16 protein-coding genes are annotated in these 16,538 nt (G+C 62.6%); 7 read left to right on the forward strand and 9 right to left on the reverse strand.

Annotated features, from left to right (window positions below; translation table 11 throughout):
- Window positions 1-29 precede the first annotated feature (29 nt).
- From AWH62_RS08375 to AWH62_RS08385, 3 genes are all read left to right on the forward strand, one after another.
- Entirely contained in the window at window positions 30-1,343 is a 1,314-nt protein-coding gene (locus AWH62_RS08375; protein WP_075190026.1) for a S41 family peptidase, read from the forward strand.
- Between the two features lie 152 nt (window positions 1,344-1,495).
- Complete coding sequence (locus AWH62_RS08380) at window positions 1,496-2,809, forward strand: divergent polysaccharide deacetylase family protein (protein ID WP_075190027.1); 1,314 nt, start codon at window positions 1,496-1,498, stop codon at window positions 2,807-2,809.
- Complete coding sequence (locus tag AWH62_RS08385; protein ID WP_075190028.1) at window positions 2,809-3,312, forward strand: RNA pyrophosphohydrolase; 504 nt, start codon at window positions 2,809-2,811, stop codon at window positions 3,310-3,312. Before AWH62_RS08380 ends, AWH62_RS08385 begins: the two co-directional genes overlap by 1 nt.
- A 62-nt stretch (window positions 3,313-3,374) precedes the next feature.
- On the opposite strand, the gene AWH62_RS08390 is transcribed toward AWH62_RS08385, so the two are convergent.
- From AWH62_RS08390 to AWH62_RS08420, 7 genes are all read right to left on the reverse strand, one after another.
- A complete protein-coding gene (locus AWH62_RS08390) occupies window positions 3,375-3,776 on the reverse strand; it encodes a F0F1 ATP synthase subunit epsilon (protein ID WP_075190029.1) in 402 nt (133 codons plus the stop codon).
- A gap of 32 nt (window positions 3,777-3,808) precedes the next feature.
- Entirely contained in the window at window positions 3,809-5,248 is a 1,440-nt protein-coding gene (atpD, locus tag AWH62_RS08395) for a F0F1 ATP synthase subunit beta (RefSeq protein ID WP_075190030.1), read from the reverse strand.
- A 17-nt stretch (window positions 5,249-5,265) separates the two neighbouring features.
- Window positions 5,266-6,153 (reverse strand): F0F1 ATP synthase subunit gamma, encoded by an 888-nt coding sequence (locus AWH62_RS08400; RefSeq protein ID WP_075190031.1) that lies wholly within the window; start codon window positions 6,151-6,153, stop codon window positions 5,266-5,268.
- A gap of 33 nt (window positions 6,154-6,186) precedes the next feature.
- On the reverse strand, window positions 6,187-7,719 hold the full coding sequence (atpA, locus tag AWH62_RS08405) for a F0F1 ATP synthase subunit alpha (RefSeq protein WP_075190032.1): 1,533 nt from the start codon (window positions 7,717-7,719) through the stop codon (window positions 6,187-6,189).
- Between the two features lie 4 nt (window positions 7,720-7,723).
- A complete protein-coding gene (locus AWH62_RS08410) occupies window positions 7,724-8,263 on the reverse strand; it encodes a F0F1 ATP synthase subunit delta (RefSeq protein ID WP_075190290.1) in 540 nt (179 codons plus the stop codon).
- Window positions 8,264-8,540: 277 nt separating this feature from the next.
- Window positions 8,541-9,257, reverse strand: a complete 717-nt coding sequence (locus AWH62_RS08415; RefSeq protein ID WP_075190033.1) for a TerC family protein — start codon at window positions 9,255-9,257, stop codon at window positions 8,541-8,543.
- A 104-nt stretch (window positions 9,258-9,361) separates the two neighbouring features.
- Window positions 9,362-11,527: a primosomal protein N' gene (locus AWH62_RS08420; RefSeq protein WP_075190034.1), complete on the reverse strand. Its 2,166-nt coding sequence runs from the start codon at window positions 11,525-11,527 to the stop codon at window positions 9,362-9,364.
- 140 nt (window positions 11,528-11,667) lie between these two features.
- On the opposite strand from AWH62_RS08420, the gene AWH62_RS08425 reads away from it, so the two are divergent.
- The 4 genes from AWH62_RS08425 to AWH62_RS08440 all read left to right on the forward strand — a co-directional run bounded on the left by AWH62_RS08425 (window position 11,668) and on the right by AWH62_RS08440 (window position 14,320).
- On the forward strand, window positions 11,668-12,354 hold the full coding sequence (locus tag AWH62_RS08425; protein WP_075190035.1) for a DUF484 family protein: 687 nt from the start codon (window positions 11,668-11,670) through the stop codon (window positions 12,352-12,354).
- Complete coding sequence (locus AWH62_RS08430; protein WP_075190036.1) at window positions 12,336-13,271, forward strand: tyrosine recombinase XerC; 936 nt, start codon at window positions 12,336-12,338, stop codon at window positions 13,269-13,271. The genes AWH62_RS08425 and AWH62_RS08430 overlap by 19 nt, the downstream gene beginning before the upstream one ends.
- A 134-nt stretch (window positions 13,272-13,405) precedes the next feature.
- The gene (locus AWH62_RS08435) at window positions 13,406-14,020 is read left to right on the forward strand and encodes a hypothetical protein (RefSeq protein ID WP_075190037.1); all 615 of its coding nucleotides are present in this window, start codon (window positions 13,406-13,408) and stop codon (window positions 14,018-14,020) included.
- Window positions 14,021-14,320, forward strand: a complete 300-nt coding sequence (locus AWH62_RS08440; protein WP_075190038.1) for a transcriptional regulator — start codon at window positions 14,021-14,023, stop codon at window positions 14,318-14,320. It begins immediately after the preceding gene.
- Between the two features lie 9 nt (window positions 14,321-14,329).
- Here the strand turns inward: AWH62_RS08440 and AWH62_RS08445 are convergent, their stop codons facing one another.
- Both AWH62_RS08445 and lpdA read right to left on the reverse strand, forming a co-directional pair.
- Window positions 14,330-14,878 (reverse strand): GNAT family N-acetyltransferase, encoded by a 549-nt coding sequence (locus tag AWH62_RS08445; protein ID WP_158025589.1) that lies wholly within the window; start codon window positions 14,876-14,878, stop codon window positions 14,330-14,332.
- Between the two features lie 166 nt (window positions 14,879-15,044).
- On the reverse strand, window positions 15,045-16,445 hold the full coding sequence (gene lpdA / locus AWH62_RS08450; protein ID WP_075190040.1) for a dihydrolipoyl dehydrogenase: 1,401 nt from the start codon (window positions 16,443-16,445) through the stop codon (window positions 15,045-15,047).
- Window positions 16,446-16,538: the final 93 nt, after the last annotated feature.

A 16,538-nucleotide genomic window follows, 5' to 3' on the forward strand; every position in this document is an offset into this window, starting at 1 on the left:
CCCGTCGCGCTCAAAGGACGCGAGATTGCATGCGTATCAATGTCTTCGCTTCAATGGTGGCTTTTGCTGTCGGCGCCGTGGCCATCGCGGTGTCTGCGGAAGGTGCCCAGGAAGACCGGTCGGCCAGTTTCCGGCAGATCGAGCTCTTCGGCGACGTCCTCAGCCGGATCGAGGCGGACTATGTGTCCGACACAGATCAGGCCGAACTGATCGAAGCCGCGATCGAAGGCATGCTGTCCTCGCTTGATCCCCATTCCGCCTATCACAATCCCGATGCCTATGAAGACCTGCGCGTGACGACACGCGGTGAGTATGGTGGCCTCGGGATGGAGGTCGTGCGACGCGACCAATACATCACCATCGTATCGCCGATTGCCGACACACCGGCGGAACGCGCCGGCCTGCGGACCAATGACCGCATTATCGCCGTCGACGGGGACGCGATTGTCGGCATTTCGGTCGACGAGGCCGTTGCCCTCATGCGCGGCGCTGTCGGCGACCCGGTGACCATCACCATCGCCCGCGACGAAGACGACCCGTTTGACGTCACCCTGGTGCGCGACACCATACCGCTGCGTACGGTCGCCACCCGGATCGAGAACGGCGTACCCTATATGCGCATTGCCGGCTTCAACGAGCGCACAACCGAGATGGTCCATGAAGGCCTCACAGAATTGCGCGACGAATTCGGCACGGATTTGCCGGGCCTGATCATTGACATGCGGTTCAATCCCGGCGGCCTGCTCGATCAGGCGATCGGCGTGACTGACGTTTTCCTCGATGGCGGGGAAGTGGTTTCAACCCGCACACGTGATCCGCGCGACACCCAACGCTACAATGCCCGCCCGGGTGATCGCCTGAATGGCGCCCCGATCGTGATCCTGATCAATGAAGGCACGGCCAGCGCTGCGGAAATCGTCGCCGGCGCGCTGCAGGACCGGGAACGGGCGGAGCTGATCGGCATGACCAGTTTCGGCAAAGGTTCGATCCAGACCATCATTCCGCTACGTGGCGGCCGCGACGGCGCCCTGCGCCTGACCACCGGGCGCTACTATACGCCTGCCGGGCGCTCCATCCAGGCCACCGGCATCATTCCGGACCAGCAGATTTCCGCTTGGGCCTTGAGCGATGATGAGGAGGCGGATGTCCCGCAGATCGGCTCGGAAGCGGATCTGGACGGCGCGCTGGTCAATGAGAATGGTGATGAACGGGAAGGCACGGACATCGCCTCGGTCGAGCAACCGCCCGCAGACTGGCCTGAGGACGAGGATTATCAACTGCATCGCGCCGTCCAAGTGCTCAATGCCGCGATGGAGACCCAACAGGCCTCCCTGCGGCCCTGACCGGGTCAATATCACCGAACAACATGTTGACGGCGGCGGGCGCGAGCTTGTCGCCGTTAACCGTTTCTTACAGCGAACACAGGCAGATTGGCGGACGAGCAGAGGACCGGAAGGTCCTGTCCTGACACAATACACAACCCCGTGCCACCGCCATGTCGACTGCCATTCTTCGCCACGCCCAACCGCTCCTGACGCTGCGGGCCCCGCTGTTTGCGGGCCTCGCCGCCGCCGGCGTGCTCAGCCTCATGATCGGCGGGGTTGCCCTGTTCGGTGACGGCGAAATCACACTCCCCCGGGCAGTACGCGGGGTTGAACCGGCGCCGGCGCCGGAATTGGCCAGCAATGATTTGCGCGCGGATCACGCCGAAACCGGCACGCCCATTCGCTTTCTTGACCCGGAGGGCGAAGACGAGGTTTCCTTGACCGGTGTCGGAGAAGGTTTCCACGCAGCCGCAACGGGCACGACTGCGAACCATACAAGCGGCTCGGACCCTGCCGACGCGGAGTCGCGCCATGCGACGACGCCGTCGACGGTTGCCAATCCCAATGCACTCGCGCCGGCGCCGATAGCCGGCCTGACCGAACCAGGGCCCGGCGGCCCGCTTCCCATCATCGCGACGAACGGAACCCGCCCATCACGGGCCTATGCCCGCCCCTATCATGGCGATCCCGGTGCACCGACAATTGCCGTCGTGATCGGTGGGATGGGACTGAATTCAACCGTCACGGAAGCCGCCATCAACGAGCTTCCCCCTGAAGTCGCCCTGAGCTTCGCCGTCTACACGCGCGACCTGCAGAGCTGGATCGATCGCGCCCGCGCCGCCGGGCATGAAGTCCTGATCGAAGCGCCAATGGAACCGTTTGACTATCCCAACAATGATCCGGGGCCGCACACCCTGCTTGCCGACGGTACCGCTGAGGAAAACGGTCGGCGCCTCGCTTGGGTCATGAGCCGCGCCACCGGATACTACGGCGTTACCAACTATCTCGGCGCTCGTTTCTCGGCATCACAGGGCGCAATGCGACAGGTTTTCGGCACTCTGGAAGAGCGCGGTGTCGCCTTCCTGCATGACGGGGCGGGTCGACGCTCGACGATTGAGGCCGCCGCTGATGCGACCGACATCGAATACGCCGTCGCAGACCGGATTCTCGACGAGGACCTGTCACCAGACGCGATCGACGAACGCCTTCTGGCATTGGAGGCCCTGGCGATCCAGAACGGTTCGGCCCTGGGTACCGGCTTCGCCTATCCGGCAACCGTCGACCAGATCCGCGACTGGGCCGTCAGCCTTGATCTGCGCGGCTATGAGCTTGCGCCGCCATCCGCTGTAATGGCGCGGCGGCGGCTCGAAGCGCGCCTCGCAGCTGAGGCCACAGCCGGAACGCCGCACGATGACGCTGCGTCTACCGACCATCGGTGGGCCCGCAATCCGGATGACGCGGCCAGCGCGTCCAGCGGGCACTGATGTCCGGCGCGACGTCCGACACCTACCCCCATCATCGGGCCAATGTCGGTATTGCCTTGTTCAATTCCGATGGCGCTGTCTGGCTGGGGCGACGTGACAGCACGCCGGGACCTTGGAATTGGCAATTGCCACAAGGTGGCATTGATGCCGGCGAGGACGCCAGGGCGGCCGCCTTGCGCGAACTTCAGGAAGAAACCGGGATATCTCCTGACCTGGTTTCCTATCTCGGCGAGATCAAAGACTGGCTCGCCTATGACTACCCGCCGGAGGTTCGCGAGGATCCCCGCTTTCACAAAAAGCGCCATCTCGGCCAGAAGCAGCGTTGGTTCGCCTTCCGCTTTGATGGCAACGACAATGACATCGACCTGCAGGCCCATGCCGAAGTCGAGTTCGACGCCTGGCGCTGGGGTCGGCTCAGCGAAATCCCGGACCTGATCATTCCGTGGAAGCGGGATGTCTATGTCGAAGTCGCTAAGCGATTTGAAGATTTCGCGACGCCCTGAACGAACAAGGGCCGCTCCTACCGGACGCGACCCTTGTCATTCTGTGCTGTCGAAGCTCTGCTTCAGTGAGCGACAACCGCTTGCATGGCTTCGAATTTGGCGACCAGCGCGGCAGCCTGTTCGCGTGCCTCTTCGTCCTTGGCCACCGACACGTCTTCACGGGCGTCGGACAGATCCTGAGCCAGCTTGGCCGTGTCGATATCGGCGACGGCAATCGCTTCTTCAGCCAGGATGGTCAAACCGGCCGGCGTTACTTCCGCAAAACCGCCATGAATGAAGGTGCGTGTCTCCACGCCGCCATCAATCACGGTGATCGCGCCGGGACGGATTACCGACATGAAGGGGGCGTGGTTCGGCAGCACACCGAAATCACCCTCTTCACCCGGCACCACAACCTGGTCGACATTGCCGGCGAACAGGCGGCGCTCCGGAGAGACGAGATCAAAATGGAGTTTGTCAGCCATCAGGCTACCTCCGGGCTAGGCCGGAAGCTGCGTTACGCAGCTTCCGCAGCCAGTTTCTCGGCCTTCTTCACAGCGTCTTCAATGGTACCAACCATGTAGAACGCCGCTTCCGGAAGGTGGTCATACTCACCGTCACAGATCGCCTTGAAGCCCTTCACGGTGTCAGCAACCGGCACCTGGATGCCCGGGAAGCCGGTGAAGATTTCGGCGACGTCGAACGGCTGCGACAGGAAGCGCTCGACCTTGCGGGCGCGAGCCACTGTCAGCTTGTCTTCTTCCGACAGCTCGTCCATGCCCAGGATCGCGATGATGTCCTGCAGGGCCTTGTAGCGCTGGAGGATTTCCTGGACGCGACGGGCCGTACCATAGTGCTCGTCACCGACGATGCGCGGCTCGAGGATACGCGAGGTGGAGTCGAGCGGGTCAACAGCCGGGTAAATGCCCTTTTCCGAGATCGCCCGGTTGAGAACCGTGGTCGCATCAAGGTGGGCAAAGGTCGTGGCGGGGGCCGGGTCGGTCATGTCATCGGCCGGCACGTAAACGGCCTGCACAGAGGTGATCGAACCCTTGTTGGTCGAGGTGATGCGTTCCTGCAGCGCACCCATGTCGGTGGCCAGGGTCGGCTGATAGCCCACGGCAGACGGGATGCGGCCCAGCAGCGCGGAGAGTTCCGAACCGGCCTGGGTGAAGCGGAAGATATTGTCGACGAAGAAGAGAACGTCCTTGCCCTCTTCATCGCGGAAATATTCAGCTTGGGCGAGACCGGACAGGGCGACGCGGGCACGGGCGCCCGGAGGCTCATTCATCTGGCCGAAGACCAGGGCGCAACGCGAACCTTCCGTCGAGCCATCATGCTCCTTGGGGTCCTTGTTCACGCCCGACTCGATCATTTCCCAATACAGGTCGTTACCTTCACGGGTCCGCTCGCCGACACCGGCGAAGACCGAGTAACCGCCGAACAGCTTGGCGATGTTGTTGATCAATTCCTGGATGAGAACCGTCTTGCCAACGCCAGCACCGCCGAACAGGCCGATCTTGCCGCCCTTGGCGTAGGGGCAGAGCAGGTCGACAACCTTGATACCGGTCGGCAGAATTTCCGCTTCCGTGGCCTGCTCGTCAAAGGACGGAGCCGGGCGGTGAATCGGGGCTTTCATCGTGTGCGGGACATCACCCGCCTCATCAATCGGCTGACCGGTGACGCTCATGATACGGCCGAGCGTGCCCGGGCCGACCGGAACCATGATCGGGCCACCTGTGTCCGTCACGGCGGTGCCGCGCTGCAGACCTTCGGTCGCGTCCATGGCGATGGCGCGGACGGTGTTCTCGCCGAGGTGCTGGGCGACCTCAAGCGTCAGCGTCTTGTCATCATTGGTGGTTTCAAGCGCGTTGAGAATGTCCGGCAGGGTGCCGTCAAATTCAACGTCAACGACAGCGCCGGTAATCTGGACGATGCGGCCTTGGGATGTGCTCATAGCGGGTGTTCCTCTGCCTAGAGGGCCTCGGCGCCGGAGATGATTTCAGTCAACTCCGTGGTGATCTGCGCCTGACGGGTGCGGTTGTAAACAAGGTTGAGTTTGTCGATGAGTTCGCCGGCATTGCGCGTGGCGTTGTCCATCGCAGCCATCTTGGCGCCCATTTCGCCGGCAACATTTTCCAGCAGGGCAGACAGGATGACCGTGTCGGCATAACGCGGCAGCAGCACGTTGAGGATGGTTTCCTCATCCGGCTCAGCGTCGTAGACGGCACCGCCCAGATCCGGACGCTCAACGCCTTCATCAATGGCGTCGATCGCCGGGATGAGGACTTTGGCACGCGGCTTCTGGGAAATGACCGAGACAAATTCGGCCGAAACGAGTTCGCAAACATCGAACTCGCCATTCTCGAACATGTGGCGAATCTTGTCGCCGATCCGGGCCGATGTCGCGCCAGAGATCTTCTTCTCGCCGGACAGGTCCATCTTGTCGACGATCAGTGAGGCGAAATTGCGCTTGAGCTGGTCAGCGCCCTTCTTGCCCACACAAATGATCTTGACGTCCTTGCCGGCGGCCTGAAGCGCGAGAACGCGCTCGCGGGCCTTCTTCACGATATTCGTGTTGAAGCCGCCGCAAAGGCCACGATCCGCGGTCATGACGACCAGCAGATAGGCGTCCGACTTGCCGGTGCCGACCAGAAGCGGCGAAGCGCCCGGCGTCCCCGACATGGCGGTCGATAGATTGGCCATCACAGCCGCCATGCGCTCGGCATAGGGGCGCGCGGCTTCCGCAGCTTCCTGCGCACGGCGCAGTTTCGCTGCGGCGACCATCTGCATCGCCTTGGTGATCTTCTGCGTCGACTTGACGCTTCCGATCCGGTTTTTAAGGTCCTTAAGGCTCGCCATCAGGCACTCCTCAGCGGTTGATCTCGGTCAGGTTCACGCAAAATGTTCCGTGAACTTGGCAAGGGCCGCCTTCAGCTTGCTTTCGCTTTCATCCGACACTTTCTTCTCGGTCCGGATGGACGAGAGAAGATCGGCATGCTCGCTGTGCAGATGACGCAGCAGATCTGCCTCGTAGCGCTGGACATCAGCCGTCGGCAGCTTGTCGAGATAGCCGCGCGTACCGGCATAGATCACACAGACCTGCTCTTCCATCGACAGCGGCGAGAATTGCGGCTGCTTGAGGAGCTCGGTCAAACGCTGACCCCGGTTCAGCAGTTTCTGGGTCGCGGCGTCGAGGTCGGAACCGAACTGGGCAAAGGCGGCCATTTCGCGGTACTGGGCCAGTTCGCCCTTCATCTTGCCAGCAACCTGCTTCATCGCCTTGGTCTGGGCGGCAGAGCCAACGCGCGACACCGAGAGACCGACGTTCACCGCCGGGCGGATGCCCTGGTAGAAGAGGTCGGTTTCCAGGAAGATCTGGCCGTCGGTGATCGAGATCACATTGGTCGGGATATAGGCCGACACGTCGTTCGCCTGGGTTTCAATGATCGGCAGGGCCGTCATGGAACCCGAACCGTTCGCTTCGTTCAGCTTCGCGGCACGCTCGAGCAGGCGGGAATGAAGATAGAAGACGTCACCCGGATAGGCTTCGCGGCCCGGCGGGCGGCGCAGCAGAAGCGACATCTGACGATAGGCAACAGCCTGCTTGGACAGATCATCATAGACGATCAGTGCGTGCATGCCGTTGTCACGGAAATACTCGGCCATGGCACAGGCCGTGAACGGCGCCAGAAACTGCATTGGCGCCGGGTCCGAAGCCGTCGCGGCGACGATGATGGTGTAGTCCAGCGCGCCATTTTCCTCGAGCGTCTTCACGATCTGGGCAACGGTGGACCGCTTTTGGCCGACGGCGACGTAGATGCAGTAGAGCTTGGCGCTCTCGTCATCACCCTCATTGATCTGTTTCTGGTTCAGGATGGTGTCGATCGCAATGGCGGTCTTACCGGTCTGGCGGTCGCCAATGATCAGCTCGCGCTGGCCACGGCCAACCGGGATCATAGCGTCGATCGCCTTGATGCCGGTTGCCATCGGCTCGTGCACGGATTTGCGCGGGATGATGCCCGGCGCCTTGACGTCGACGCGGCGGCGCTCGGCAACGTCTTTGAGCGGACCCTTGCCATCGATCGGCTCGCCGAGACCATCCACGACGCGACCCAGCAGGCCCTTGCCGACAGAGGTGTCCACGATCGAGCCGAGACGCTTGACGGTATCGCCTTCCTTGATGCCCCGGTCATCGCCGAAGATCACGCAGCCGACATTGTCGCGCTCGAGGTTCAGGGCCATGCCCTTGATGCCGCCCGGGAACTCAACGAGCTCACCGGCCTTCACCTCATCGAGGCCATAGACGCGAGCGATACCGTCACCAACGGACAGAACGCTACCGACGTCCGAAACTTTCGCTTCGGCGCCGTAATTCTTGATTTGATCCTTGAGGATCGCAGAGATTTCTGCGGCACGGATGTCCATGGACCTAGGCCTCTTTCATCGCGGTCTTCATCCCATCCAGCTTGGTGCGGAGGGAGGAGTCGAACATGCGGGAGCCGACCTTCACGATCAGCCCGCCCATCAATTCAGGCCGTACATCCGTACGAACCTCGATTTCGCGCCCGAAGGCACTTTTCAGCGAAGCCGCAAGGGCTTCGGTCTGTTTCTTCGTCAGCGCTGCAGCGGTTTGGACGTCCGCCGTGACAACGCCACGATCAGCGGCGGCCAACGCGGCGTAGACACGCGCGACCGAGCCGAGCTCGCCGGCACGACCATTGCGGGCGGTCACACCAAAGGCGTTCGCTGTCATTGCATTGAATTTTGCCTTCTTGGCCAAGGCGGCGAGGACGCCGACCTTCACCTCAGCTGAGTGCAGGGGCGAGGTAAGCACCTCGGCCAGCTCTGCGGATTCGTCGAGCATGACGCGCAGGGCGGCCAGATCAGCCTCCACAGCGTCAGCAACACCCTCGGATTTCGCCAGCTCGAACAACGCGGTCGCATAGCGGCCCGCGGCGTTGGCTGTCATGGCGTCTGCACCGGTCTTCACCGTGACGTCACTCTCTTGCTGGATCAGCACTCATCAATTTGCCGGGACCGGCAAAAGCGCTTGATGTTCAACGACATAAAAAACAAGGCCACACGGGTCGAACCGCTAGCCCCTCAGGTTCGGCGCTGCGATAGCACAGGGGGGAGCGGGCAGCAAGCCACTCACACCGGGTGTTTCAGCGTGCGGAGCGATTCCCACACAGTTGCAAAACCGGGCGTCCGACACCGCGCGCCATGCAAAATCAAATTTTGGAACCCTAGCGGGGCTTCCTGTTCTTCCTGGCCAGGATGTTGAGCACCTCGACCAACAGGGAGAAGGCGATTGCGAAGTAGAGGTAGCCACGCGGGATGTGGAAGCCGAGGCCGTCGGCCACCAACGCCACGCCGATCAACAACAGAAAGGACAAGGCCAGCATCTTCGTGGTCGGGTGTCGCTCAATGAAGCCGGCAACAGTCGTCGCGGCGAGCAACATGACCGCCATGGCAATAACCACGGCCGCGATCATCACCGGCACATGGTCCGTCATGCCGACCGCCGTGATCACCGAGTCGAGGGAGAAGACGACATCGATCACCACGATCTGCGCGACCACAGAGGCGAAGGCGGCCGTGGCAGGATTGGCGCCGTCATGATGCGGACCTTCGACCGCGTGATGAATTTCCAGGGTCCCCTTGCCCAAAAGGAATAGGCCGCCCGCGATGAGGATCAGGTCGCGCCAAGAATAGCTGTGACCGAAGGCGGCGAACAATTCACTTTCCAGCCGGGTTATCCAGACGAGGCCGAACAGCATGACCACCCGGAAGACCAGCGCCATGCCCAGTCCAAGGGCGCGCGCCTTTGCCCTCTCTTCCTCGCGGAGCCGCGACGCCATCAGAGCCACGAAAATCACATTGTCGATTCCCAGCACGATCTCGAGGAAAGTCAGCGTGGCGAGCGAGAGCCAGATTTCAGGCGAGGCGAGCAGTTCGAGCATGGATCGGCATCCGGTTTCGGCAACACCGGCAGCATGCCGAGACCCGTGATGCAATGTCCAGTCTTGCAGGTCGTCTTTTCCGAGGCACGCCCATCGACGCCGTTTCAAATGAAGCTGTACGGCTCGACGTCGATTGAAACCCGCACTGATAGCGGGGTCTTGACCCGTTTCGACCACGCTCGGAGATAGGCGGAGATGTCGATCTCCTTGTCGGCCCGCACCAGGATGCGGCGGCGGTGCCAGCCCCGGATCATGGCGCGGGGCGGCTCGGCCGGCCCCCAGATCTCAACGCCTTCAGAATTCGGCGCCTTGGCGGCATAGTCATTGGCAACCCGGTCCAGTGTCTCCGTGTTCATCGACATGAAGCTGATCGCCGCAAGCCGCCCGAAAGGCGGCAGGCCCAGCGATTCCCGGACCATGAATTCCATATCCAGGAAGGCGTCACGGTCACCGGCGATCAGGGCTTGGATCGCGTCGTGCTCGGGCTGGTGGGTTTGCAGGAGCGCCCGGCCCGGTCGCTCTGCGCGCCCGGCCCGCCCGGCAACCTGCACCAGCGTCTGGAAGGTCCGCTCTCCCGCTCGCGGATCGCCGCCGGCCAATCCGAGATCGGCGTCAATCACACCGACCAGAGTCAGACCGGGGAAGTTATGCCCCTTGGCAGCAATCTGGGTGCCGACGAGAATGTCGATCTCGCCTTGCTCCATACGCGTGACAATCTCGGCGCCCGAGCGGCTGTCCGAGGAGTAGATCTCGACGCGCGCGTCCGGAAAGGTGAGTTTTGCCTCTTCGGCGACCCGCTCAACCCCGGGGCCGATCGAGGTGAGACTGTCCTCGGCATTGCAGCTTGGGCAATGCTTCGGCTTCACCATGGAAAACCCGGTCACATGGCAAACGAGGCGGCCACTATAGCGGTGCTCGACCAGATATGACTGCGTGTCCGGTGACACCATGCGATGCCCGCACGCTCGGCACAGGACCAGTGGGGCATAGCCGCGCCGGTTGAGGTAGAGCAGGACCTGTTCGCCGCGCTCAAGGGTATCGCGGACAGCCTGGATCAGGGGTGGCGACATCCAACGGCCTGTTTCGGCCGGCGTTTCCCGCAGGTCAATTGCCGCAATCTCGGGCAGAATCGCCGTACCAGGCCGCGCCGCGAGGCGTACATGAACATAGCGGCCGGCCTGGGCATTTGACAGGCTTTCCAGCGATGGAGTGGCCGAGGCAAGGACGACCATCGCGCCTTCCAGCTTGGCGCGAACCACGGCGATGTCGCGTCCCTGGTAGGGCAGACCCTCATCCTGTTTGTAAGTGGGATCATGCTCTTCATCGACAATGATCATGCGCAGCGTCGGAAAAGGCAGAAACAGCGACGACCGCGCGCCGACAACAATGCGGGCCCGGCCCTCGGCAACCTCGCGCCAGGTCCTGCGGCGCGCCTTTGGTCCGGCCCCCGAATGCCACAGCGCTGGCTCGGCGCCGAAGCGGGCCCTGAACCGGGACAGTACCGCCTCGGTCAAGGCGATCTCCGGCAACATGATCAACACCTGCGCCTCCGGCTCCCGGCGCAGGATTTCAGCAATTGCCTCGAAATAGACTTCAGTTTTGCCAGAGCCCGTGACGCCGTCCAGCAAAGCGGCCTGAAAGCCGCCTGCGCGGACCAGGCGCCGAAGCACGCCAGCCGCTTCGACCTGCATGGGCGTGAGCATCAGCCCCTCACCCTCCGGATCAGGCGGCGGAAAGGGCGGGTCGACCAGGCGAATTTGCTCCGTCAGCGCTCCTGATTTCGCCAAACCCTTGACCACCGAGGCCGTCACGCCGGCCTCACGAGCGAGCTCGGCAGCACTGGCTTCCACCAAGGCGTCGACCGCATCGAGCACACGCTCACGCGCCTCAGTCATTCGCCCAGGCTCGCCCGGACCGCGTCTGAACACGGTCTCGGTTGGCGATGGTCTCAACGCGTCACTGGAGCGGAGAACCGAACGCAGAACTATACCGGGGGACTGAACGAGGTAACGCGCCAGCCAGTCGACAAAGCGGCGCGTGCCCTCCGGCAGGGGCGGGCCGCCGGCCGGTGCATCGATCACCTTGAGCTTGCGATCACCCGTGCCAGGCGTCACCTTCCACACAACGCCTCGGGCCGTTCGTTTGCCGAGTGGCGCGCATACGTGGTCCCCGGGATGAAGGACCACGTCGGCCGGGACGAGATAATCGAACGCCTCCGGCAGCGGCAGCGGGAAGAGTATGGAAACGCGATACTGTGTCGCTTGTGTCACGCAGTACGCCTCCCGGAAACGTAAGTGTGGTCTGCCTGACGCCGGGTATAGCGAGCACCGTGCCCTTGTGTCCCGACGGTTTGCATCTCGTAAACCGAATAGGCCAAGAGTGGGCTGTCAAGGCGAGGGAGACAATCGAGATGTCCGAACACGACAACCAGACCGATGCGGCAGCCGCTGACGCCGACCGGATCCGTGATTTCCTTGTCGCCAATCCGGATTTCGTCCGCGAGGACGCCGAGCTGTTTTCTCTGGTGATTGAAACCGGTCGGAGTGACGGCGCCATCGATCTCGGCGCTGCGGCGCGCGACAAGCTTCGCGAGGAAGTCCGGCAACTGAAATCGCTCAACGCCTCCATCGTGGAAACGGCCCGGGCGAATCTGGCGACCCAGTCCCAGATCCATATGGCCGTCCTCGCCCTGTTAGAGGTCGACTCGCTCGCCGGGCTGGACAGCAAAATGTCCAACCGCCTGACCGGCGCGCTCGGCATCGATGCATGTCGCGTGCTGATCGAAGGCCATGCGCCGCTCAAGGACGCCGAATCGATCCTGGGCGCCGCCGAAGGCTTCGTCGGTGATGTTCTGGGCGATCACGTTGAACTGCTCGGCCCGGTCAATCCAGCCAACGCCCACGCCCTCTATGGACAGCAGGGAGCACGCGTGAGTTCGCAGGCGATCGTCCGGCTGGATTTCGGTGGCCATGACGGACTGATGGCTCTGGCCGCGCGGGATGCGCATCTTTTCCAGGCTGGCCAAGGGACCGAATTATTGAATTTCCTGGCCCGCGCGGTCGAACGAATGGTCGTGCAATGGCTTCACCAGAACTGAGCACGAGCTGGCAGGCCGCACTCAATGCCTTCCTGGGCCACCTGGCCGGCGAACGACGCCTGTCGCCACGGACACTCGATGCCTATCGGCGCGACCTTGATGCCTTTGGCGAGTTCCTTGCCGGTCATGTGGGCGGGCCACTGAGCTTGTCTGACCTGGCGACGCTCTCCCCCCGCGACTTTCGGGCCTATATGGCGTCGCGCCGCCGAGACGGCCTCTCATCTCGCTCGCTGGCACGGGCGCTGTCAGCCATCCGTACCTTTTTCGCTTACGCGAAGCGACGCTGGTCACTCGATAACCCCGCCCTGTCCTTGGTGGAGAGTCCGAAACTCGGCCGCGCAGCGCCGAAACCGGTCAGCGAACAGGCCGCACACGATCTGGTCTCGGAAACCAGCACACGCGGGGTGCAGGATTGGGTCGCAGCGCGCGACGCGGCCATCCTTCTCCTGCTTTACGGATGCGGCCTGCGCATATCGGAAGCCCTCTCTCTCACCGGCCGGGACCACCCGCTCGGCGAAAGCCTGCGGATTTCCGGCAAGGGCGGGAAGACACGGATTGTGCCCGTCCTGCCCGCGGTGGCGGAGGCCGTCGAGCGCTATGTCCGGCTCTGCCCATTCACATTCGAACCGGAAGCCCCCTTGTTTCGCGGCACTCGAGGCGGTGCGCTCGGTGCCCGCGCCGTGCAGGCCCTGATGCAGGAATTGCGCGGTCGCCTTGGGCTGGCCGAAACGGCAACGCCCCATGCTTTGCGGCACGCGTTCGCGACCCACCTCCTGGCCAATGGCGGTGATCTGAGGGCGATACAGGAGCTGCTCGGTCATGCCAGCCTCTCAACCACGCAAATCTATGCGGACGTCGAAAGCGCACGCCTGATGGCGGTCTATGACGGGACCCACCCGCGCGCGCGGCGAGGATGACCCGCGCCGTGGCCGAAAGTCCGCGGCACGACGCGTGCCGCTGGCGCCATTCTGATGGCCTTGGCTAACCCAAGACACTTGCCTCACCGCTCCAATGAATATACTTTGAATTTTAAAGTACTCAGGAGATAAGCATGAGTGAGCAATCGGATCTGGAGTTCCTGCGTGATGTTGCGGCAAGCGGGCAGCACGCCCCATCGCTGAGCGGCCGCTTCTTTGTCTGGTGGGGTGGTCTGGCGGCACCAGCATTGCTCGCACACTGGACCATCTTGACCGGGCTTGTCGAAATTCCGGTGGCTTATGTCGGCTTCGTCTGGATGGCCTATGGATTGATTGGCATGGCCGGTTCGAGCTTGCTCGGCCGCAGCCTGCGCAGCAAGCCGGGCGCCGGCGCCATCAATAATCGCGGCGAGGCCGCCGCCTGGCGCGGCGTGACCTGGATGGTGGCGGCCTACGCAATCGGCGCCGTAATTGCTATGGCCGTCGGCCGCGGACACATGGTGTTGTTCGATACAATCCCGCTTGTGGCCTTCGCCGGATATGGCCTGTCATTCCACGTAAGCGCTCAGTTGGGCGGCGCCCGCTGGATGCAGGGCATGGCCATCATCGCGTGGCTCGCAAGTGGTGCCGGTCTGTCCCTTGTCGGCACTTCAGACCTCTACCTCTTTGCAGCCGGCGCTATCGCTGTTCTGGCCATCATTCCAGGCCTTGTGCTACTGCGCGGCGAACCAGCGGCGGAGGCTGGGTGAATGCCCGACGACTTCGACGCCAACTCTCTGGATGACGTCATCCATGGCAAGCTACGGCTGGCGATCATGGCATTCCTGTCGGCAACGCGGGACGCGACGTTCGGCGAAATCAAAACCCGGACCAACGCGTCTGACGGCAATTTGTCAGTGCACCTGCGCAAGCTTGAAGAGGCCGGCTACATCCAGATCAGCAAGGGTTTCGTCGGCCGCAAACCGCAAACCCGCGCTGCCCTGACAACGGAAGGACGCGCGGCCTGGCTGGCCTATCTCGACCAGCTCCGCAACCTGATCCAACCCTGACGATTGACCTCAAGCCGCGCGGCGGCTGGGCGTATGGTGCCAGGCAATGACATCGATCCCTTCGTCGCTGTCGCGCCGGGTCGCTCCTTGAACGAAGCCTGCCTTTTCCAGCACGCGATGCGAGGCATCACGATCATCGCGGGTATGCGCCACGACCGACTTCACTCGCTCATGCGTGTAAGCCCAGTCCAGCAGCGCCACGACACCTTCCGTGGCAAGGCCCTGTTCGCGATAGGACAACAACATCGAATAGCCGATCTCGACCGCACCCTGCTTGTCAGGCGTGCCCTTGAAGCCGCCGGTTCCGAGCAAACGGTTCATGACAGGCGAGACATAGACCCACGAATACCAACCACTGTCCGCAGGTCGGGCCACAAGCCGGTCTCGCGTCCATTCCAACGTGTCCCCGTCCATCAGTTCAGGCGGCCAGGACGGCTCTGGTTCGACACCCAACGCCCTGAAGAAACCAATGCGGTCCTCAAGCTGCAGGGTCGCCAACTCGGCATTCAGCGCAACCAGCCGCAAGCGCGGCGAAGCGATTTCAATCGGCTTCGGCATCAGCGTGTAACCCATGACCCCACGTGTACAGACCCACTATGGCAATTCGCAAGCCACATCCCTGTGACCGCACCCCGCGGACGACGTCGACCGACGACTCAGCCTGCGACAACATCATCTTACCACGTTGATCGCAATTCAGTGCGACGGGGTTGTGACAGGCAGGTCAGGACTGCATGGTCCAGCCTTCCACGCCCATCGCCGCCTGGCGCACGGCCTCGGTCAGCGTCGGGTGCGGGTGACACGTGCGGGCAATGTCTTCGGAAGCCGCCCGGAATTCCATCGCAAGACAGAGCTCGCTGATCATTTCGCCGACATTGGCACCGATCATGTGCGCTCCGAGTATTTCATCCGTCTCGGCATCGGCAAGGATTTTGACGAAACCATCCGTGGCGTGATTGGTGCGTGCACGGGAATTGGCCTGGAAGGGGAATTTCCCCTTCTTGTACTTGCGGCCCTCCGCCTTCAACTCGTCCTCGGTCTTGCCGACTGTCGCGATCTCGGGCGCTGTATAAACGACACCCGGTATCACACCGTAATTGACGTGACCGGCCTTGCCGGCAATCCGCTCGGCACAAGCAACACCCTCGTCCTCAGCCTTGTGGGCCAACATGGGACCATGTGTGCAGTCGCCGACGACCCAGACATTCTCGGCCGATGTGCGGTATTGATCGTGAGCGATGAAGCCGCGTTTGTCGGTTTCGATTCCCACGGTCTCGAGACCCAGACCTTCGGTAAAGGGCCGGCGGCCGATACAGACCAGAACAGTGTCCGCCTTGACGGTTTCGGCGTCGCCGCCATCCGCAGGCTCGAGTGTGACAGCCAGGGTGTCCCCGGACGCATCGACACCGGTCACCTTTGTGCCGAGCTTGAAGTCCATGCCCTGCTTGGCAAAAATGCGCTGGGCGGTTTTCGCCAGCTCACTGTCCATGCCCGGCAGGATGCGGTCGAGATACTCGACCACCGTCACTTCGGCGCCCAAACGACGCCACACCGACCCCAACTCAAGGCCAATCACGCCAGCCCCGATCAGAACCAGCTTTCCCGGAACCTTGTCGAGAGACAGCGCACCGGTGGACGAGACCACTCGCTTCTCATCGATCTCGACCCCCGGGAGCGGCGTAACTTCCGACCCGGTCGCGATCACAATATTCCGGGTCTCGAGCGTCGTGACGCCGTCATCGGTCGTCACCTCGACCTTGCCGGCGCCAGCAATGCGCCCGCGGCCGCTCACATAGTCGACACCGTTTTTCTTGAACAGGAATTCGATACCCTTGGTAAGGCCATCCACCGCCTCGTCTTTCTGGCCCAGCATGGCGTCCAGGTCGAGTTCCACATTCCCGGTCTTGATGCCAAGCGCCGCAAATTCCGTGCTCGCAGCCTCAAACAATTCGGAAGCGTGCAACAGCGCCTTGGACGGTATACAGCCAACATTGAGGCAGGTGCCGCCAAGCGTACCGCGCATCTCGACGCACGCCGTTTTCAGGCCGAGCTGGCCGGCGCGGATCGCGCAGTTATAGCCGCCGGGTCCGCCGCCGATGATCACGATATCATATGTGTCAGACATGCCTGCCTCGCTGTGCTCGCCGCCAAGGCGGCCCGTTGGCCCTATATGCCCCCGCAAAAGGGCAAACGTAAGGGGTAAATCGATCGCGAATGC

It is taken from the genome of Maricaulis sp. W15 (genome assembly GCF_001924955.1).
Lineage (GTDB): Bacteria > Pseudomonadota > Alphaproteobacteria > Caulobacterales > Maricaulaceae > Maricaulis > Maricaulis maris.

What these genes read in the sequence shown, in the direction of transcription:
- AWH62_RS08425 (WP_075190035.1), top strand. Translation starts at nt 11,668, where the DNA reads ATGTCCGAACACGACAACCAGACCGATGCGGCAGCCGCTGACGCCGAC.
- AWH62_RS08430 (WP_075190036.1), top strand. Translation starts at nt 12,336, where the DNA reads ATGGCTTCACCAGAACTGAGCACGAGCTGGCAGGCCGCACTCAATGCC.
- AWH62_RS08410 (WP_075190290.1), bottom strand. Translation starts at nt 8,263, where the DNA reads ATGACAGCCAACGCCGCGGGCCGCTATGCGACCGCGTTGTTCGAGCTG.
- AWH62_RS08435 (WP_075190037.1), top strand. Translation starts at nt 13,406, where the DNA reads ATGAGTGAGCAATCGGATCTGGAGTTCCTGCGTGATGTTGCGGCAAGC.
- atpA (WP_075190032.1), bottom strand. Translation starts at nt 7,719, where the DNA reads ATGGACATCCGTGCCGCAGAAATCTCTGCGATCCTCAAGGATCAAATC.
- AWH62_RS08400 (WP_075190031.1), bottom strand. Translation starts at nt 6,153, where the DNA reads ATGGCGAGCCTTAAGGACCTTAAAAACCGGATCGGAAGCGTCAAGTCG.
- lpdA (WP_075190040.1), bottom strand. Translation starts at nt 16,445, where the DNA reads ATGTCTGACACATATGATATCGTGATCATCGGCGGCGGACCCGGCGGC.
- AWH62_RS08415 (WP_075190033.1), bottom strand. Translation starts at nt 9,257, where the DNA reads ATGCTCGAACTGCTCGCCTCGCCTGAAATCTGGCTCTCGCTCGCCACG.
- atpD (WP_075190030.1), bottom strand. Translation starts at nt 5,248, where the DNA reads ATGAGCACATCCCAAGGCCGCATCGTCCAGATTACCGGCGCTGTCGTT.
- AWH62_RS08385 (WP_075190028.1), top strand. Translation starts at nt 2,809, where the DNA reads ATGTCCGGCGCGACGTCCGACACCTACCCCCATCATCGGGCCAATGTC.
- AWH62_RS08390 (WP_075190029.1), bottom strand. Translation starts at nt 3,776, where the DNA reads ATGGCTGACAAACTCCATTTTGATCTCGTCTCTCCGGAGCGCCGCCTG.
- AWH62_RS08440 (WP_075190038.1), top strand. Translation starts at nt 14,021, where the DNA reads ATGCCCGACGACTTCGACGCCAACTCTCTGGATGACGTCATCCATGGC.
- AWH62_RS08380 (WP_075190027.1), top strand. Translation starts at nt 1,496, where the DNA reads ATGTCGACTGCCATTCTTCGCCACGCCCAACCGCTCCTGACGCTGCGG.
- AWH62_RS08375 (WP_075190026.1), top strand. Translation starts at nt 30, where the DNA reads ATGCGTATCAATGTCTTCGCTTCAATGGTGGCTTTTGCTGTCGGCGCC.
- AWH62_RS08445 (WP_158025589.1), bottom strand. Translation starts at nt 14,878, where the DNA reads ATGCCGAAGCCGATTGAAATCGCTTCGCCGCGCTTGCGGCTGGTTGCG.